Here is a 16,738-nt window from a genome sequence, read left to right as displayed (position 1 = left end):
GGCCTTCCCCTCCGGCCTGGCCTTCTCGCGCGGCGGCCCGGAGGGCGTCCGACGCAACCGCCGGATCCGTGCTGCTCTCGCGAACCGGAGACTCCGATCCTCCATCCGGTACCGCTTCGTTCGTCATCCCGGCCAGCCCTGCCTTCTCGTTGCCGTGGTTCTCGGGGCCCGTCGCCTCCCGAGACGTGAGCCGCGGAGGTGATGTTCCATAGAACCGACCTTGTGACAGTTCGGTCATACAAGCGCGCGTGAGGGGCTGCTGTTCCGCCGGCCGACGGAACGAAGACCGACGCTGTCCGGTCGTTCACCCGTTCGGAGCCGGCTACGTGAGGGCCGCGATGGCCACGGCTCCCTACCTGCGGCACGAGAGGCCTGTGAGCGCGGGGTACAGACCCGACCGGTACTGCGTGTCCGACTCGGCAGGCGGTTCGGGAGCGCTGGGATACCCGCACTTCGACCACGCGTACGACAACTCGACCGACCCGACGAAGCCCACCGCGCTCTTCTACGAGGACGACGGCAAGGGAGGCAAGCGTCTCGCCGGCGTCGAGTGGCTCGTCTTCGACCGTGACCAGGACCTGGCCACGGACGACGACCGGCCGCGCATGTTCGGCGTGCCGTTCAACGGTTCCAAGCGCGGGAACTTCCCCGATCAGCCCGTCCACTACGCCCTGCACCTGTGGCTGGGGAAGAAGAAGCCCCGTGGGTAGTTCGCCACCTTCAACCCGGCTGTCACCTGTCTGCCCGGCACCACTCGACCGGCTGCCTGACGGCAGATACGCGCCACCGGGACCGAGGGCCTGCCCGGCCGCCGGCGGGCGACGGTACGCAGGCCTCGTCGGCGATGCGCTCGTCCGCAGTCGGTACGACTCCGTCACCGCCGTCACCGCCGTCACCGCCGTCACGGCCGCACGGCCGTCACCGCCTGCGACGCCGGATATGGGGGCATGTGAAACGCCTGGTGGCGGAGCTGCAAGGATGGCGGGCATGGACATCCGACGCAGGAACAACGTCACCGTCACCGGCAATCCGCGGGGTCCGGTGGTCGTCCTGGCGCACGGATTCGGCTGCGACCAGAACATGTGGCGGCTGACAGCGCCCGCACTCGTCGAGGACTACCGGGTGGTGATGTTCGACTACGTCGGATCGGGCCGCTCCGACCTCTCCGCGTTCTCCGAGGCCCGCTACTCGTCCCTGGAAGGCTATGCCCGGGACGTGGTGGAGGTGTGCGAGGCTCTGGACCTGCGTGACGTGGCGTTCGTGGGCCACTCGGTCAGCGCGATGATCGGTGTGATGGCCGCCGCGATGGCCCCCGAACGCATCGGATCCCTGGTGATGATCGCCCCTTCCCCGCGGTACGTCGACGACGACGGCTACCGCGGCGGGTTCAGCGCCGAGGACATCGACGAGCTGCTGGACGCGCTGGAGTCGAACTTCCTCGGATGGTCGGCTGCCATGGCGCCGGTGATCATGGGCAACGGCGAGCGCCCCGAGCTCGGTGAAGAGCTGACCAACAGCTTCTGCGCCACCGATCCGGACATGGCGCGCGTCTTCGCCAGGACCACGTTCCTGTCTGACTCGAGGGACGATCTGAAGGCGGTCGAGGTGCCGACCCTGGTGCTGGAATGCACCGAGGACGTCATCGCCCCCCGCGAGGTCGGTGCCTACGTCCACGCGGCCGTCCCGGGGTCGACCCTGGTCACGCTCGATGCCACGGGCCACTGTCCGCACCTTTCGGCGCCCGAGGCCACCAACCAGGCCATCAAGAGTTTCCTCGCGGGCCTGCGGTGATGTGCCGAACCGGACAATCGTCGGGGCCCAGCGAGACGGGCGGCGAGGAGACGAGCGATGCCGCGTTCGCGGCGATGCTCGAGGACGACGCACAAGACCTGTACGAGAGCGCGCCGTGCGGGTACCTCTCCACGCTGATGGACGGCACCGTCGCGAAGATCAACAACACGCTCCTGGGCTGGCTCGGCCTCGAGCGGAACGCGGTGGTGGGCCGGATGCGGTTCACCGACCTGCTGACCGTGGGTGGCAAGCTGTACTACGAGACACACTTCGCACCCCTGCTGCGGATGCAGGGGGAGATCGCCGGCATCGCCCTCGAACTGCGGCAGGCCGACCGCAGCCGACTGCCCGTACTGGTCTCCAGCATCGTCAAGCACGCCGAGGACGGCGAGCCGCTGCTGATCCGTACGTCCGTCTTCGACGCCCGCGACCGCCGCGCGTACGAGGAAGAGCTCCTGCGCGCCCGGAAGGCGGCCGACGAGGCCACCAAGCAGGCGCAGGCCGACCGGGCCCGCCTCCAGGACGCCCTCGCCGTGCTCCAGCAGTCGCTCCTGCCCACCACGCTGCCCCAGGTCGCCGGAGTCGAGACGGCCGCCTACTACCACACCGCCTCCCCCGACCGTCTCGGCGGCGACTTCTACGACGTGTTCCCGATCGACGGCAAGCGCTACGGCTTCTTCCTCGGCGATGTCTGCGGCAAGGGCCCGCAGGCGGCCGCGGTCACCTCACTCACCCGCTACACCCTGCGGGCGGCCGCGCTGCACGACCCCGAGCCCGTCGCGGCCCTGGCGACCCTCAACACGGTGCTCCACGAGCGCTACACGGGCGGAGACCCGCGCTACTGCACCGCCATCGTCGGAATCCTCGCCCCCGACCCGCACACGGGGCTGACCTCCGTACGGCTGGCATCCGGCGGCCACCCCCCGGCCCTCGTGCTGCGCGCCGACGGCCGGACCGAGTATCTCCACACCACCGGAGGCCTGCTCGTCGGCATCCTGCCCCGGCCGAACTTCGCCGCCGTGGACACCACACTTGCCCCAGGCGACACGCTGCTGCTCTACACCGACGGCCTCACCGAGGCCCGTACGGGAGCGGACCGCGCGGACCTCTTCGGCGACGAGGCCCTCCAGGACTTCGTCGCCGGCCACGCCGGCGGATCGGTGAGTGGCGTCATCGACGCCCTGACCGGACTCCTGGCCGGATTCGGCGAAGGACTCGATGACGACACCGCTCTCCTCGCCCTCGGCGTCCCCACCCCTCCGGCCTCCGTCCTGTAGTGAAGAAAACACGATGAGCGCATTGAAGATCACTGTCCGAGAGTCCACGGTCGGCCTCGTCCTGGAGATCAAGGGCGAACTCGACTACGCCAGTGCCGACGAGGTGCGTGAAGTGCTGCCCACGCTCACGCTCAGCGCGGGACAACGTCTCGTCATCGACCTGGACGGCATGGAGTTCTGCGACTCCAGCGGCATCACCGCCCTGATCGCGGCACGGAACCGAGCCGAGGCGGCCCAGGCGGACATCGCTCTGGCGTCCGTACCCGCCAACACCCTGCGCATCCTGCGCCTGGTCGGCCTCGATCAGGTCTTCGCCTTCCATCCCGACGCCGAGACGGCCTTGCGCGGCTGAGGCACGGCGGGAGACCCAGGACGGCTGCGAGGCGGTGAACGGCGGGGGAGAACCCTCATCTCGTGGCGTGGACGGCCCTGCACGGTGCGGGAGGCGGCCCGCGAGAACGGGTGGTGACGGCCGTGGTCGGGATCCGCGGCATCGGTTCACTGTTCTACCTGGCCAACGCGTTCGGCCACAGCGACCGCTTCGACGCGTACGCCGACGAGCTGTGGGCCGTCACCGCGTTCACCGTCTTCCTGTCGGTGTTCCTGCACGGCGCGGCCGCAACACCGGTCATCCTCCGACTCGACCGCCTCCGCCGCACCCCTCGTTGACGGCTGTCTCACGGCACCGGTCTCGCCCTCGATGGCTGACCGGTCGAGGTCGTCCTTGCACCTCGGCACGGATGGCGTCGGCAGCGGTCACGTCCCGGTGGCAGCATCCTCCGGCGTCGGCGGATAGAGGTCGAGCACGACATCGAGCCCCAGAGCGCCGACCTCGGCGAGCAGGTGAGCCGGCAGGACGCAGCCCCCCTGGCCGTTTTCACTGCCGAACCCGAGAACCACCTCCAGATCGCAGGCATCAGATAGCCGCATCAGCTCCTCACGGTGCCCGTCGAGCAGCCTGACCAGTGCCGCCACATGTTCCTCCGGCCATCGGTCGCTGCCCAGGCCGCTCCGGCGAATCCACACGTTGACCTCACGCCGGACGCTGCTCGGATTCCGAGGGGTCGTCAGGCTTCCTCGCTCGAACTGATCATCCGGCGCGATCCCCAGGCGAGCCGAGATCTCGCTGGCGCCCACCGTTTGGCTCGTGATCCGCAACGACCCGGCGGACCACTTCGTATCCGGCATCGGCTGCCGCAACATCAGGTTCTCTGGCACGCCATCACGATCGCAGGCCGTCCAGTCCAAGGCCACTGACTTCTTGGCGCTCCACCAATCGGAGCCCCCGAACTTCAGCCACTCGACACCACGAGTTCAAGTTCCATAGTGTCCGGGCGCGACCCTGACTGACCTCAGCAACGGCTTCCGTGACGACAAACAGAGGCGCCGCGTCCAGGCGGTCATCCATGATCGCCTGGCAGACGACCGCGACCCGCAGGAGTGTCGCTTCCTCATGCGGTTCTGGTGGCAGCTGAGCATGTCGTACCGCGAGGTGTCGATGCGGGATCTGAGTCTGAACGTCAGCCAGGAGAAGCTCGCGGCGCTTGAGGCGCTGATCAACGCCATCCGGTCGTCCCATGCTCAGATCGATGCATGGGCCGCGGGCGCCGAGCGGGCCTTCCCGGTTGTTGAAGATCGTGGCTTTCGAGGTTCCTCGGGCAGCGAGAGCTAGGACGCCGGCAGCCTCTTCAACCGTCGCCAGCAGATGAGACTGCAGGCGAGGCTGAGGAAGGCTTCGTGGATGTCGTCGCGTATCTCCCAGCGGATCCGCAGCCGGCGGAACCAGTGCAGGTGGGCGAACGCGCGTTCCACGACCCACCGCTGGGTGCCCAGGCCGGAGCCGTGCTCGGTGCCGCGGCGGGCGATCAGCGGTTGCACTCCGAGGTCCCAGACCAGCCGGCGGTACTTGTCGTGGTCGTAGCCGCGGTCGGCGAGCACCATGTCCGGGCGGCGCCGGGGCCGGCCGCGCTTACCCCGCACCGGCGGCACAGCCTGGAGCAGTGGGATCACCTGGGTGACGTCCTTACGGTTGCCGCCGGTCAAAGTGGCGGCGAGCGGGATGCCGGTCGCGTCGGTGATCAGGTGATGCTTGCTGCCCGTCCTGCCCCGGTCGACAGGACGTCGTCCCGTCTCGGGTCCCCCTTCAGCGCCCGGACGCGGGAGCCGTCGACGGCCGCCAGGGAGAAGTCCAGGGCGTTCGCGCCGCGGAGCTCGGCGAGCAGGGTCTCGTGCAGCCGGGGCCACACACCGGCCTCGGTCCACTCGGCCAGCCGGCGCCAGCAGGTCATGCCCGAGCCGAAGCCGAGTTCCTGCGGCAGGTGTTCCCAGGCGTCCCGGTGTGCAGAACGAACAGGATGCCCTGGAACACCAGCCGGTCAGGATGCCGCGTGCGCCCGGGATGCCGAGCCCGACGCTCCACCTTCGGCAGCAGCGGCTCGACCACCGACCACAGTTCATCGTCGACTTCCCATGGCTTCGGTCGCGCCACTCTGCACCCCCGGATCGTCAGTTCCGGAGCGATCCAACCACCTCGAAGATCATTTTGTGAGGAGTTCTAAGTGCCCGAGCGCGTACCGCAGTCCCTGCGACCGCACTCGCTCCCACTGCGTCGCCCCCTGCCGCTGGACCATCCAGGCGGCCACCGCACCGCCGGCGAGAAGAACCAGCGAGAGGGGAATCCACGGGTGGGCGGCCAAGAAATTGACCAGACCGGTGAGCAGCATCCACGCGGCGAGCAGACCGCCGCCGACGAGGGCGAGCTGCTCGCCTCCGGATGTTTTGTGTGAGCGTCTCCGGGTCGGGCGGCGTGGCGCGGGGCGCCGGCTCACCGTGTGTCCCCGTTCCGGTCCCACTTGATCGGGTACGACACGGTCGGCTTGGGCCGCGGAGCGGTCTCGTTCCATCCGGGCCACTTGATCGGATACGACACCGTCGGCGCCGGGCGGGGCGTCGCCTTATCTGCCGCGGGCCATTTGATCGGATAGGTCACCACCGTCGTCGACCCTGGCGCCGGTGCGCGCCGCGGACTCGTCTCCGTGCCCGACGACATGCCCGAGCCGCCGAACACGAGCACAGCCGCCACGATCCCGATCGCATACGCGGTCTGCTTACTCGTCCCAGCCGGCGCCCTCCAGTACGACCGGACCGCCGTCCCGTCCCGCCTGATGTATCCCCTCACTAACGGCAAAGCCGTCCCTCCCCAGGTCACGGCGCGAATCCCGCGCAACAGGCCAATCTAGCGGCCCCCACTGACAGAAGGTTGCCTCAAGGTGTAGGCGCGCCCCTCGCGGCCGTGCCCACCGGCGGGCGGGTCGGGTACCTGGACGACATCGAGGTCGTCGACCGCTACCACGAGGCCGCCTGGGTCGAGGTCATCGAGGCGAAGGCCGGGCACCGCCACCCCAAGCCCGTCGCTGGGGAACCGGAGCCGCTCGCATCGACCTTCTCTGCACCATCGATCGGCCTGGAGTCTGTTGCTGGTATGGATCAGGCGGTGGGTGCCTCTGCGATCTCTTTGCGCATCGCGTCAGTGAGCGCGACGTGTGTCGCCGCGTCGGTCGCGTATTCACCTCGCCAGCTGTCCTGCATCCGCTTGGACGTGGAGCGGCGGTGATCATTGAGAGCGTCCACCACTTCTTGCCCTCCGATCAGGAAAACGAGATTGAAGGCCTCACGCCACGAGGCCGTGGCGGCTTGGAACTCCGCAGCGGTCTCCGCTGGAATCCGCGCTCTCGCTTCGAGAGGGTCCGATGGCGCTGGATCGAGGGCGGCGATCACCGTCTTCACTTCGAGAAGCTGCTGGGTGAGGCGGTTCCAGGTAGACAGATAGTGCGAGTAGGTCTCAAACCGATCTTGCCGGAGCTGCTTGGTGTGCTCCCAGCGCTCTCCTCGCTCGGCGGTTCGTGTCTGCCATCTGTGGTTGAGGATGGCTGTCACGAGAGCGATCGCGCTGGTGATCAGCACTCCTCCGAGCGCGCCAGCAAGCGCGAACCACGCGCTTTGGCTTCCGGTGTTGTCCGCAGCCGCGCTGACGAGGGCAGGAGGCGCAGTCAACATCGATGCTCCCGGTTCTGGGTGGGCGAAACTCATCGTAGGACTAGACGACTTACCCGGTTAGCGGATCGTCAAGTTGGTGCAGTCAACAGACCGGGGCATGCAACCGGGTGCGGTGTTCTGGCGGGCCACGGCGGCGGGGGTCACCGCGCCGCGAGCATTCGGTCTCTGCCGCTCAGACTGCGGGGGCCAGGGGCCGCGGGCGCCGAGGGGTGTTCGAAGCGAGTGACGTCCAGGCGGAAGGCGAAGGGGCCGGCGCTCTCAGTCCGCCCGTAGGGGGCGGACTGAGAGCGCCGGCCGAGATCTACCCCGTGACGCTGTATGGGAAGGGCAATGTCGGGGTCAGCCGAGGACGGTGACGGCTGCGTAGTACTGCTGGGCGACGGCTTCGCATGCTGCGATCTGGAACGCCGGCTTGGCCTGGACGTACCGGCCTGAACCGAGGGGGCGGTTGCACTCCTTCTTCATGTCCTGGAGAAACACCGCGTCCGTCTGTGCCTTGGGGCTGTCCGCTCCGAGTCCCGTCACACCGGGGACTCCGAAGCGCATGCCGTGCTCGCCGAGGAGCGCGCGGTAGTTGCGGTAGCCGAAGTCGTGCCGGGTGCATGCCGCCCGGAAGTCGGCGCCGGGCTGATCCGGTGCCTTGGTGCACTTGTCGGCATCCCAGTTGAACCCGTGGATGTCGGGGTTGTTGTTGACGAGTGCGTCTCCGCGGGCGGCCGCCCAGTCGTTGAACGACTGCTGTCCGAGCTGCATGAAGGCGCGTACGCGTGCGAGCTTCTGTTCCTTGGTGACGGAGCTGGACTCCACCGTGCCGGCTGTCTTCTTCCACGTGCGGTCGGACACGTGCTTGAAGACCGCGGAGCGGTCCGGTGACACTCCGTAGACGTCGTCCGTGGAGCTGACGAAGGTGGAGCCGGGCCCACCGATCTTCGTCCACTTGCGGAACAGAACGGAGTACCGGTAGACGTCGCCGGTCTCCTTGGAGACCTTCAGCACTCGGCCTTCACCGCCGTAGATGTGCTCCGCCGGTCCGCTGATGCGCTGCCATCCGCCGTGCTGGGTCCATTCGTGGACGGAGAGGCGGTCGGGGGCCAGGCCGTACAGGCTGCGGGTGCCGACGACGAACTCGGCGCCCGGGCCGCCGATCTGGGTCCACTGGCCCTGGTGGTAGCGGTGGACGTTCCCGTCGAGCGTGGTCATGAACACTCCCGCGCGGCCCGCGTGGATGTCCTTGGCCGGCCCGCCGATCCGCTGCCAGCCACCGGATCCCCATGCGTTGACGGAACCGTCGCCGGCGAGCGAGTAGAGCCGGTCAGCGCCGACGGCGAACTTCGTGGCAGGCCCGCCCGTGAAGAACCACTTGCTCTGCTCCGTGTCGTACCGGTAGATGCTGCCGTCGACGGACGAGGTCGCGAACAGCCCGGCGCCACCGGCATAGATCGCCCGTGCCTCGCCGCCGATCTTCTTCCACACGCCGTGGTCTGCCGCCTCATAGACCGCAGACCCGTCCTCGGCCAGCGCGTACACGGTCCGGCCGGATGCCGCCAGGGACGACACCTTGCTGGGTGATCCCGACGCGTTGACGTGAGCGACCGTGTCGGGGCGCCGTGTCGTGGTGCCTGCGGGGTCGTCGACGCCTGTGGTCCCGGCCCATGCCAGCCCGCCCACCCCTAGGGCTGTCACCAGCGCCAGACTGACCATCCGCCCACCGCGCCCGGTCCTGCCTTCGGTGGTAGCGGCTCCGGTGCGGCGTCGCAGCAGTGACTTCATCTCTCGTTCCTCCTCGGTCGGGTTCGACTGGGAGGCCCACGCTGGCCGCAGCTGGGGGATGTCCGTTGTCCGAAGGCGTGAATGTGCAGGTCAGCAGGTGGACAAGTGCCCGTTGTCCGCGGACAGGAAAGTGTCCGCAAGGTTGGGCGGGGCACTGCTGCAGTCACTGCGTCGCGCCCCGCCGTGTCACTGGGCGGGCGGTGTTTCAGTGGGTGTCGATGTCGCTGGCGGTCTTGCCGAGTGGGGTCCAGGTGGACCGGCCGGTCCACCGCTCGACTGCGCCGGTGTTCTTCGCGATCCGGTAGACCGACCGGTCGTCGACTTCGTGGGCGGTGCCGGCCGCGCCGATCTGCGTCCAGGCGTGCGGGGTGCCGCTGTACTTGAGCAGCTTTCTGTTGCCGGGGTCGGTGGCGAACAGCCCCGCACCGCCGGCGTGGACGCTTCCGGCGGGGCCGCTGATCTTGTGCCATCCGGACCCGTGGGAGTCGGCCATCCAGATCTGGCTGCGGTCCGGGGCCAGCCCGGCGATGTAGTCGGGGCCGATGGCGAACTCGGAGCCCGGCCCGCCCGCGCGGGTCCAGCCCCGGCCGGGTCCGCCGTAGCGGTAGAGGTCATTGTTCTGGCCGGGGAAGACTGCGAACAGCCCTGCTCCGCCCGCGTACAACGCACTGGCCGGGCCGCCGATGTTCTCCCACCGGCTTCCCTCCCCGGTCCAACGCATGACGGCGTCCTTGCGCGGTGTCAGCGCATACAAGGAGTTGCCGTGGACGAGGAACTGCGCGCCGGGGCTTCCGATCCACCTCCAGGCGCCGGCCTGGTTGCGAGCGTAGATATCGCCCGTGTGGGGGTTGGTGGCGAACACCCCAGCAGGTCCGGCGTAGACCCGGCCTGCGATGCCCCCGACCGCTGTCCACCCTTTGCCCGCGGTCCACTGCAGGACCTCCTTGCGGTCGGACGTGACGGTGTAGAGGGTGCCGGCGGGCTGGGGTGCGCTTCTGGGATCACTACCAGAGCGGGAAGAAGCGGGCGCCTGCGAGGGGCCCGTGGTCACCGCCGGCGGCGGGGTGCTGCTGGCGACCGTCGGGCTGGAGTCCTCGAGGCCGGGCACGTCGAGCCCGCGGCCTGGCGCGGAGGATGTGGGTGACTGGGACGGCACCCTGAGGGACTGGTCCGGGCCGGTGTCGGATGCCGTCTGCCGCAGGCCGATCACGATGCCGCCGGCCACACAAGCGGCTGCCAGGAACAGAGCGGCCAGAGCGGGAACCCTCACACGCCGTGGACTGCTCTGGTCCCCACGGGCTTCGGTGCCGACGAGCGGTGTGCCGGCATCGCCGTCACGCTCGTCGTCACCCGGCGCCTGTCCTTCCGGCGCGTGGGGGGCGGAGGGCGGTGGCAGGTCCAGGCCGTCGCCGCCGTGCGCGGGAGCCGCCTGCGAGATGTCCGGCTCCTCCGGGCCATCGGGCCTCGAGGCCTGGGCCGGGACGGGGGTGTCCTCCGCGTTCCGGTGCCCGTCTTCGGTCTTGCTCCTTGCGCTGGAGGCGGAGACGGGTACTGACGAAGTGTCTTCGTCTGCCTGCTCGCCTGGTCCGGTCTCGCTCTGCCACCCCTGCAGGTCGTCCTGGTGGCGAGTCACGCTGTCGCGGAGTCGCGCCAGGTCCTTCAGCAGATCCGTGCTGCCCTCACCCCTGGGATCACTGTCCTCGAGTGACGGCTGGGTGGCCTGGATGCCGGCGTACGCCCTGCGGGCGGCCTGATGGACCTGCTGAGCCTCCGACACCCGACTGCGTAACTCAGCCAACTGCACGACCTCAGAGGAGTCCGCTTCCTGCCCCGTCTCTGCCGATGACCCCGGCGCGGGCGCCTGTTCCAAGGTGTCGATCCTTGCGAGGAGCACGGTGATCAGGCGGCCCATCTGGTCGATGTCCTGCTCGGCCTGACGCAGGGCCGCGTCGAGACCGGGGGAGGGGCGCTCCTCCTCCTCGGCGGTCAGCGCCTCTTCGTACAGGCGGCGTGCCTTCGCCAGCATCGCCTCGCGGCCGCGGGCGTCGCGCACGCGGTCCCTGACCACCGCGTTGAGCCGTCCCAGGGGGATGATCCGCGCGCCGGAGCGGTACTCGCCCCACAGCGTCTTGCCTCCCTCATAGCGCTCGGCCATCTCCCGGACACCCATGCCGTCGGTCAGCTCCCGCAGGAACTGCGCGAGTGCGTTGGCCGCGTCGGTCGCTCCCCTCGGAGCACCTTGCGGACGTCCCCCTCTGGCCACCCGTCCCCCTTAACGGTTGTCCGCGGACAACCCCCGTTGTCCGTTCCCCAGCTTGCGCCTGACCTGCGCGTTCCATACCCGCCCCACCCGGTCAACTCCGCAGAGAAGCAACGTAGGCGGCACGGGTAGCACAGGCGGCTTCCGGCGAGATCGCCGACGCCTGGTGCCACAGAACACGGCCAGGTCTGTTCCGTCCATCAATGGGGGTTGTCATGTCTCAAATTCGTACGCTTGCTGCCCTGGGGGTGGCCCTCACACTCGGCGGCGTCGTCGCCGCGGGAATCACCGCCCCTCAGCCCGGCCCCGTCGGAGTCAAGCCGGACACCGTCACCAACGCCGCAGCCCAGCCCCTCTCGACCGGGACGCTCGGCCGTCACGCCCGCCCAGGCGGAGCGGTCACCCGCGAGCAGATCATCAACCGCGCCCAGTCCTGGGTGAAGCAGAAGGTTCCCTACAGCCAGACCGCCTGGTGGCCGGACAAGGCGACCGGTGGCCCCTACCGGCAGGACTGCTCCGGCTTCGTCTCCATGGCCTGGCAACTGCCCACCAGCGACACCACCCTCACCCTGCCCCGCCGCGCCCACCCGATCGCCGTGAAGGACCTCAAGCCCGGCGACATCCTCAACTCACGCGGACACGTGATCCTGTTCGGTGCCTGGAACAACCAGGCCAAGGGCACGTTCACGTTCTACCAGGCGAGCCGACCGGGCCACCCCGCCGGCAAGTCCACCGGCAGCATCCACGCCGCCCGGCTGGCAGGCCACCCCACCCACCACTACACCGCCCTGCGCTACAAGAACCTGACCGAGACAGCGCCGGTCGCCACGCCCTCGCGGAAGCCGCCGCGCAGAGCGCCCGCACCGACCACCCCGGCCCCCAAGACCACCACCGCCCCGGCTGCCAAGCAAACCCGCGCTCCGGCGCCCAGCGACCGGGCGCGGACACTGCGGCTGTCGACGATCGTCACCGCGCAGAACACCCTCTACGCCCGCTCCGCCGACGGCTCGGGCGTCTATCAGTGGACCGGCCGCGGCACCGTGTGGGTCAAGGTAGGAGGACCGGCGCGGCACCTGTACGGCGGAGGGGCGGGCCTGTTCGCGACGAACCCGCACACCGGGAACATTTACCGCTACGACCCCACCCGCCGCACGTGGACAGGGATCGGAGGTCCGGGCAAGTCGTTCGTCATGGACACCACCCGCCTGTACGGCCTGAGCCCTGATGGTTCGGGCATCTACCAGTGGACCGGCAAGCCCGGACAGTGGACCAAGATCTGGGACCACACCCGCAACGTCTACGGCGGCCCCGCAGGCCTGTTCGCCACGAACCCCAGCAACGGCAACATCTACCGCTACCACCCGGCCACCCGCAGCTGGTCGCTGACCGGCGGCCCGGGCAGGACGTTCGCCACCGACGGAAAGCACCTCTACGGCCTGAGCCCCGACGGCTCGGGCGTCTATCAGTGGACCGGCCACGGTACCGAGTGGGTCAAGGTAGGGGGGCCGGCGCGGCACCTGTACGGCGGAGGGGCGGGCTTGTTCGCGACGAACCCGCACACCGGGAACATCTACCGCTACGAGTCGAACTCCCGACGCTGGTCGCTGACCGGCGGCCCGGGCAGGACGTTCGCCGCCGACGGCAAGCACCTCTACGGTCTGAGCCCTGACGGCTCGGGCGTCTACAAGTGGACTGGCCGCGGCACTCTCTGGGCGGGCATCGGTGGACCCACCCCGCGGCATCATTGACCTTCCGCACTGAGCGCCCGCCCACGCTCCCCGGTCTGACCTTTCGGCCGGCACGTGCGTGCGACGCGAGCTGGCGCCGCAGGTCCTCGGCGCGCTCGTACGCCGTTACGGCGTCTTCGACGCCTGCGAGGACGCGGTCCAGGAAGCACTGCTGTCCGCCGCCCTGCAGTGGCCGGAGGCTGGCGTCCCGGACAACCCCCGGGGCTGGCTGGTCACCGTTGCCTCCCGCAAGCTGGTCGACCAGATCCGCAGCGACAGTGCCCGGCGGCGCCGTGAGGACGCCCTGGCGCTGGCCACTCCGCAGGCCGCGTTGCTCAGCCACGCTGCCGACGCCGCATCAGATGCGGACCGGGACGACTCGCTGGCGTTACTGTTCCTGTGCTGCCACCCCGCGCTGTCGCCGGCCAGCCGGATCGCCCTGACCCTGCGCGCGGTCGGAGGTCTGACCAGTGCGCAGATCGCTGCCGCTTTCCTGGTTCCTGAGTCGACCATGGCACAGCGCGTCAGCCGTGCCAAGCAGACCGTCAAGGCCTCAGGTACCCCTCTGGCCGTGCCTGAGGGTGCCGACCTCACCGAGCGGCTGGCCGAGGTGCGGCACGTGCTGTACCTGATCTTCAACGAGGGGTACACCGCCACCGGCGGTACCGACGGCGACGGCCTTACCGTGCCGGAACTGTCCACCGAGGCGATCCGACTCACCAGGATGCCGCACCGTCTGAGGCCCTATGACAACGAGACCGCGGGCCTCCTCGCTTTGATGCTGCTTACCGACGCGCGTCGCCCCGCCCGCACCAGTCCATCCGGCGAAGGGGTGCCGCTGGCCGAACAAGACCGAAGCCAGTGGGACCGCCGTGCCATCAACGAAGGGGTCGACCTGATCAGCCGGACCCTCCCGAACGGTCAGGTCGGCCCGTACCAACTGCAAGCTGCCATCGCGGCTGTGCACGACGAGGCCGAGGACACCGAAACCACCGACTGGCCACAGATCCTCGCGCTGTACGAGCTCCTGGAACGGTTCGGACCGAATCCGATGGACTCCCTCAACCGCGCGGTCGCCGTAGCCATGGTCCACGGCCCAGCCGCAGGACTCGACCTGATCGCATCGCTGGAGACCGACAAGTGCATAGCCCACCACCACCGCCTGCTCGCCACCAGAGCCCACCTGCTCGAACTCCTCGGCGAACATGAGGCCGCGGCAACCTCCTACCGCGAAGCCGCCCGTCGCACCACCAGCATCCCCGAACGCCGCCACCTCAGCGCCCGCGCCCACCGCCTGAAAGCCCTTATGTGACACGCCCCGCTCCGTCGGGCGGTGCCCGGCAGAGCCAGACGACCCGATGAGACGAGGGAGACCCCACCGGCGTGTGGCGCGGCCGGTCCGCGTACGTGCGAAGGAACGCGCATAGCCCATACTGGTGGACTCGCCTATTCGACTGTCGCGTGTTGGCCGCCCGGCTCTGGAACTGCTATTGACCGTGACGTCTGGCAGGGGTGGGGCTGATGTCAGAGGGATCCGGTTGGATGAGCCCGTGACTGTCTATGACGTAGCCCGCCAGCTTCCCACCATTGCCGACCTGCGGGACCTGTGCCGCTCGCTTGCGATGCTCGACGCGATCCTGAGCCCGGACTGGGAAGGCCGGTACTACTCCTTCAACGCCGCTTGGGCCGGCGGCGAGGAGGTGGCCTCGATGCGCGACGGGTCAGGAGACGAGTACTCCATCGTCTTCTCGGCGGCCGGGGTCTATGTCCGCAGCTTCAGCCACGAATCGCCGATGAGCCCCTATGGCAACGACGGCGAGCCTTGGCCGGGAGTGATCGACGAAGTGCCTGAGGTCTTTCGGCCCTTCGTGGAGGAGCCGGCGTTCACCGACGAGGACGGCGTGCCCGTCGTAACAGCCTGCTTGTGGCGGGGGAAGACCGACGATCAGTGGCGCCACGGGACGATCGACTTTCCCGTGGGTCGTGCCGATCCTGATGGGACGACCGGACTGTTCAGTCTCCTGGTCGACCGTTCTCCGGAAGCGTTCCAGTGCTTTGCCGAGGACTACTACGAGGTCCCCGTGGACCTGGCAGCGGTGAGCAATGTGTATGCCCTGCGGCCTCTGGACCAGGAACTCGTTTCGTCGCTGAATGCAGAGGTCACCCTGGCGGACCTGGCCCAGGACATCTCCGAAATCGGCTATCCGCGGCCGGACCGAGAGGCGCTCTGACTGCTGCGCGTCCCGGTGGGATCGCCTGTTCAACTGTGATCGGCCTGCCGGGGAGCCCAGCCGGATGGTGACCTTAGGTGATCACCGGCGGCATAGCGGGTCCAGTTGCCGCCAGCCTTTCGGCGCAGCCGCCGAACCCTGCAGGGCACCAAGCCCCGCGCATGGCATCCGGGGCATGCGATCACAGCGGCGCGGTGCTTAGCCTGGGTGGTCGACCGCCAGGGGGGCCAGGAGGTACGCATGCCCGCCGGCCGTGCGATGTGGTCCGGAGCCGTCAGCTTCGGGCTGGTCACTTCTCTGAACTAGCGCTGGCGGGCGCGGATCACGTCGGGTCGGAGCCGATTGCGGTGTTCAGCGCGAGCAGGGCGGCATCGTATTGGCCACGTTCAAACTGGAACGGTCCAAATTCCCGGTACTCGCGGGTCTTGCGATGGGGTTGCTCGAAGGAATCCCAGATAACGAGCTCCGCTGTCGTGGTGATGCGGGCCATGAGGGGCCAGCATCCCCACTCGCCGCATTCACAGCCGAGGACGGGTGTCTTCGGCCCCATCGCGTTGGTGGATCGCCCGGAGAAATGGTCCTGCATCGGTCCGAACCGGTAGAACGCAGGGATCAGGCCACCATAGGCTTCGCCTGCAGGCTGCATCTCGGCGGCGATCTCGAAGTTGTCGATCAGCTCGGTGAGTGGTGCTCCGTCGATGTGAGAGAGCACCACGAGTGGGCCGACGCCGCCACGCGGCCGGCAGTCGAAACGGATCTCATTGCTCGTCATCCGCTGATTGTTCCAGCGCAGCTGTGCCATCATCCTCCCGGATCGGCTGAGCTGGGGGCACGCGTGGCATGCCGAGGCTGACCGTCGTGCCGCCGGGAGTTTGCCGGTCCACTTGAGCGATCTTGTCCTCGGCGCCAGCCAGGTACCGCGGCTTTCTCGCCGAGCTGCTGATGGCCGAGTGCGACGACCGGGCCCGGCGCCGGTCGGAGAGGCGGATCAATTCGGCCGGCTTCCCCCGGGAGAAGTCCCTGCGGAGCTTCGACTTCGACGCCAACCCCAACATCGACCCCGCCACCATCCACACCCTCGCCAGCTGCGAATGGATCAAGAAGAGCGAGCCCCTCTGCCTCGTCGGCGACTCCGGCACCGGCAAGTCCCACATGCTCATCGCCCTGGGCACCGAGGCCGCCATGAAGGGCTACCGCGTCCGCTACACCCTCGCGACGAAGCTGGTCAACGAGCTGGTCGAGGCCGCGGACGAGAAGCAGCTGAAACAAGACCATCGCCCGCTACGGTCGCGTCGACCTGCTCTGCATCGACGAACTCGGCTACATGGAACTCGACCGCCACGGCGCCGAACTCCTCTTCCAGGTCCTGACCGAACGCGAGGAGAAGAACAGGTCGCCATCGCCTCGAACGAGTCGTTCGGCGGCTGGACCAAGACCTTCACCGACCCTCGCCTATGCGCGGCCATCGTCGACCGCCTCACCTTGAACGGCACCATCATCGAAACCGGCACCGACGCCTGCCGCCTCGCCTCGACGCGGGTGTGGGCCGAGGAAGCAGCGAAGGCCGGCTGACCGCTGCAGGTGCCTGTGACGGCCCTCCTCCCGGGGGCCGTCACAGCTGATGAG

15 protein-coding genes and 2 pseudogenes are annotated in these 16,738 nt (G+C 68.8%); 11 read left to right on the top strand and 6 right to left on the bottom strand.

What is annotated here, in order from left to right; translation table 11 throughout:
* Positions 1–407 precede the first annotated feature (407 nt).
* The 5 genes from ACF1G2_RS00265 (at position 408) to ACF1G2_RS00245 (ending at position 3,737) form a co-directional block, all read left to right on the top strand.
* A complete protein-coding gene (locus ACF1G2_RS00265; protein ID WP_391796040.1) occupies positions 408–710 on the top strand; it encodes a hypothetical protein in 303 nt (100 codons plus the stop codon).
* 277 nt (positions 711–987) lie between these two features.
* Positions 988–1,791 (top strand): alpha/beta fold hydrolase, encoded by an 804-nt coding sequence (locus ACF1G2_RS00260; RefSeq protein ID WP_391796039.1) that lies wholly within the window; start codon positions 988–990, stop codon positions 1,789–1,791.
* The gene (locus ACF1G2_RS00255; protein WP_391796038.1) at positions 1,791–3,068 is read left to right on the top strand and encodes a PP2C family protein-serine/threonine phosphatase; all 1,278 of its coding nucleotides are present in this window, start codon (positions 1,791–1,793) and stop codon (positions 3,066–3,068) included. Before ACF1G2_RS00260 ends, ACF1G2_RS00255 begins: the two co-directional genes overlap by 1 nt.
* A 13-nt stretch (positions 3,069–3,081) precedes the next feature.
* Positions 3,082–3,420, top strand: coding sequence for an STAS domain-containing protein (locus ACF1G2_RS00250; RefSeq protein WP_391796037.1), 339 nt, complete (start codon positions 3,082–3,084; stop codon positions 3,418–3,420).
* Between the two features lie 62 nt (positions 3,421–3,482).
* Positions 3,483–3,737, top strand: a complete 255-nt coding sequence (locus ACF1G2_RS00245) for a hypothetical protein (RefSeq protein WP_391796036.1) — start codon at positions 3,483–3,485, stop codon at positions 3,735–3,737.
* A gap of 87 nt (positions 3,738–3,824) precedes the next feature.
* Here the strand turns inward: ACF1G2_RS00245 and ACF1G2_RS00240 are convergent, their stop codons facing one another.
* On the bottom strand, positions 3,825–4,286 hold the full coding sequence (locus ACF1G2_RS00240) for a DUF4279 domain-containing protein (protein ID WP_391796035.1): 462 nt from the start codon (positions 4,284–4,286) through the stop codon (positions 3,825–3,827).
* Positions 4,287–4,521: 235 nt separating this feature from the next.
* On the opposite strand from ACF1G2_RS00240, the gene ACF1G2_RS00235 reads away from it, so the two are divergent.
* Entirely contained in the window at positions 4,522–4,740 is a 219-nt protein-coding gene (locus ACF1G2_RS00235) for a hypothetical protein (RefSeq protein WP_391796034.1), read from the top strand.
* Here ACF1G2_RS00235 and ACF1G2_RS00230 read toward each other — a convergent pair.
* Positions 4,737–5,556 (bottom strand): annotated as a pseudogene (locus tag ACF1G2_RS00230) (IS5 family transposase). The gene ACF1G2_RS00235 and the pseudogene ACF1G2_RS00230 overlap by 4 nt on opposite strands.
* A 70-nt stretch (positions 5,557–5,626) precedes the next feature.
* Between ACF1G2_RS00230 and ACF1G2_RS00225 the strand changes: the two are divergent.
* Entirely contained in the window at positions 5,627–5,854 is a 228-nt protein-coding gene (locus tag ACF1G2_RS00225) for a hypothetical protein (protein ID WP_391796033.1), read from the top strand.
* Between the two features lie 700 nt (positions 5,855–6,554).
* On the opposite strand, the gene ACF1G2_RS00220 is transcribed toward ACF1G2_RS00225, so the two are convergent.
* The 3 genes from ACF1G2_RS00220 to ACF1G2_RS00210 form a co-directional block, all read right to left on the bottom strand.
* Complete coding sequence (locus ACF1G2_RS00220; protein ID WP_391796032.1) at positions 6,555–7,157, bottom strand: hypothetical protein; 603 nt, start codon at positions 7,155–7,157, stop codon at positions 6,555–6,557.
* A gap of 306 nt (positions 7,158–7,463) precedes the next feature.
* On the bottom strand, positions 7,464–8,894 hold the full coding sequence (locus ACF1G2_RS00215) for a phospholipase A2 (protein ID WP_391796031.1): 1,431 nt from the start codon (positions 8,892–8,894) through the stop codon (positions 7,464–7,466).
* Positions 8,895–9,099: 205 nt separating this feature from the next.
* Positions 9,100–11,157, bottom strand: a complete 2,058-nt coding sequence (locus ACF1G2_RS00210; RefSeq protein ID WP_391796030.1) for a hypothetical protein — start codon at positions 11,155–11,157, stop codon at positions 9,100–9,102.
* Positions 11,158–11,369: 212 nt separating this feature from the next.
* Here ACF1G2_RS00210 and ACF1G2_RS00205 point away from each other — a divergent pair, with 212 nt between their 5' ends.
* The 3 genes from ACF1G2_RS00205 (at position 11,370) to ACF1G2_RS00195 (ending at position 15,112) form a co-directional block, all read left to right on the top strand.
* Positions 11,370–12,902: a hypothetical protein gene (locus ACF1G2_RS00205; protein ID WP_391796029.1), complete on the top strand. Its 1,533-nt coding sequence runs from the start codon at positions 11,370–11,372 to the stop codon at positions 12,900–12,902.
* A gap of 58 nt (positions 12,903–12,960) precedes the next feature.
* Positions 12,961–14,193: an RNA polymerase sigma factor gene (locus tag ACF1G2_RS00200; protein WP_391796028.1), complete on the top strand. Its 1,233-nt coding sequence runs from the start codon at positions 12,961–12,963 to the stop codon at positions 14,191–14,193.
* Positions 14,194–14,431: 238 nt separating this feature from the next.
* Complete coding sequence (locus tag ACF1G2_RS00195) at positions 14,432–15,112, top strand: hypothetical protein (RefSeq protein WP_391796027.1); 681 nt, start codon at positions 14,432–14,434, stop codon at positions 15,110–15,112.
* A gap of 322 nt (positions 15,113–15,434) precedes the next feature.
* Here the strand turns inward: ACF1G2_RS00195 and ACF1G2_RS00190 are convergent, their stop codons facing one another.
* Positions 15,435–15,884: a hypothetical protein gene (locus tag ACF1G2_RS00190; RefSeq protein WP_391796026.1), complete on the bottom strand. Its 450-nt coding sequence runs from the start codon at positions 15,882–15,884 to the stop codon at positions 15,435–15,437.
* A gap of 143 nt (positions 15,885–16,027) precedes the next feature.
* Between ACF1G2_RS00190 and istB the strand changes: the two are divergent.
* Positions 16,028–16,684, top strand: a pseudogene (istB, locus tag ACF1G2_RS00185) (IS21-like element helper ATPase IstB); the annotation flags it as partial.
* Positions 16,685–16,738 lie beyond the last annotated feature (54 nt).

The organism is Streptomyces sp. NPDC013457 (assembly GCF_043089925.1).
Taxonomy (GTDB): Bacteria; Actinomycetota; Actinomycetes; order Streptomycetales; family Streptomycetaceae; genus Streptomyces.
The sequence above is the reverse complement of the archived record's forward strand: the minus strand, read 5'-3'. Positions and strand labels throughout refer to the sequence as shown.

Excerpts from the sequence above, each read along its gene's own strand:
- ACF1G2_RS00255 (WP_391796038.1), top strand. The coding sequence starts at position 1,791 with ATGTGCCGAACCGGACAATCGTCGGGGCCCAGCGAGACGGGCGGCGAG.
- ACF1G2_RS00190 (WP_391796026.1), bottom strand. The coding sequence starts at position 15,884 with ATGACGAGCAATGAGATCCGTTTCGACTGCCGGCCGCGTGGCGGCGTC.
- ACF1G2_RS00235 (WP_391796034.1), top strand. The coding sequence starts at position 4,522 with ATGCGGTTCTGGTGGCAGCTGAGCATGTCGTACCGCGAGGTGTCGATG.
- ACF1G2_RS00250 (WP_391796037.1), top strand. The coding sequence starts at position 3,082 with ATGAGCGCATTGAAGATCACTGTCCGAGAGTCCACGGTCGGCCTCGTC.
- ACF1G2_RS00215 (WP_391796031.1), bottom strand. The coding sequence starts at position 8,894 with ATGAAGTCACTGCTGCGACGCCGCACCGGAGCCGCTACCACCGAAGGC.
- ACF1G2_RS00205 (WP_391796029.1), top strand. The coding sequence starts at position 11,370 with ATGTCTCAAATTCGTACGCTTGCTGCCCTGGGGGTGGCCCTCACACTC.
- ACF1G2_RS00220 (WP_391796032.1), bottom strand. The coding sequence starts at position 7,157 with ATGAGTTTCGCCCACCCAGAACCGGGAGCATCGATGTTGACTGCGCCT.
- ACF1G2_RS00260 (WP_391796039.1), top strand. The coding sequence starts at position 988 with ATGGACATCCGACGCAGGAACAACGTCACCGTCACCGGCAATCCGCGG.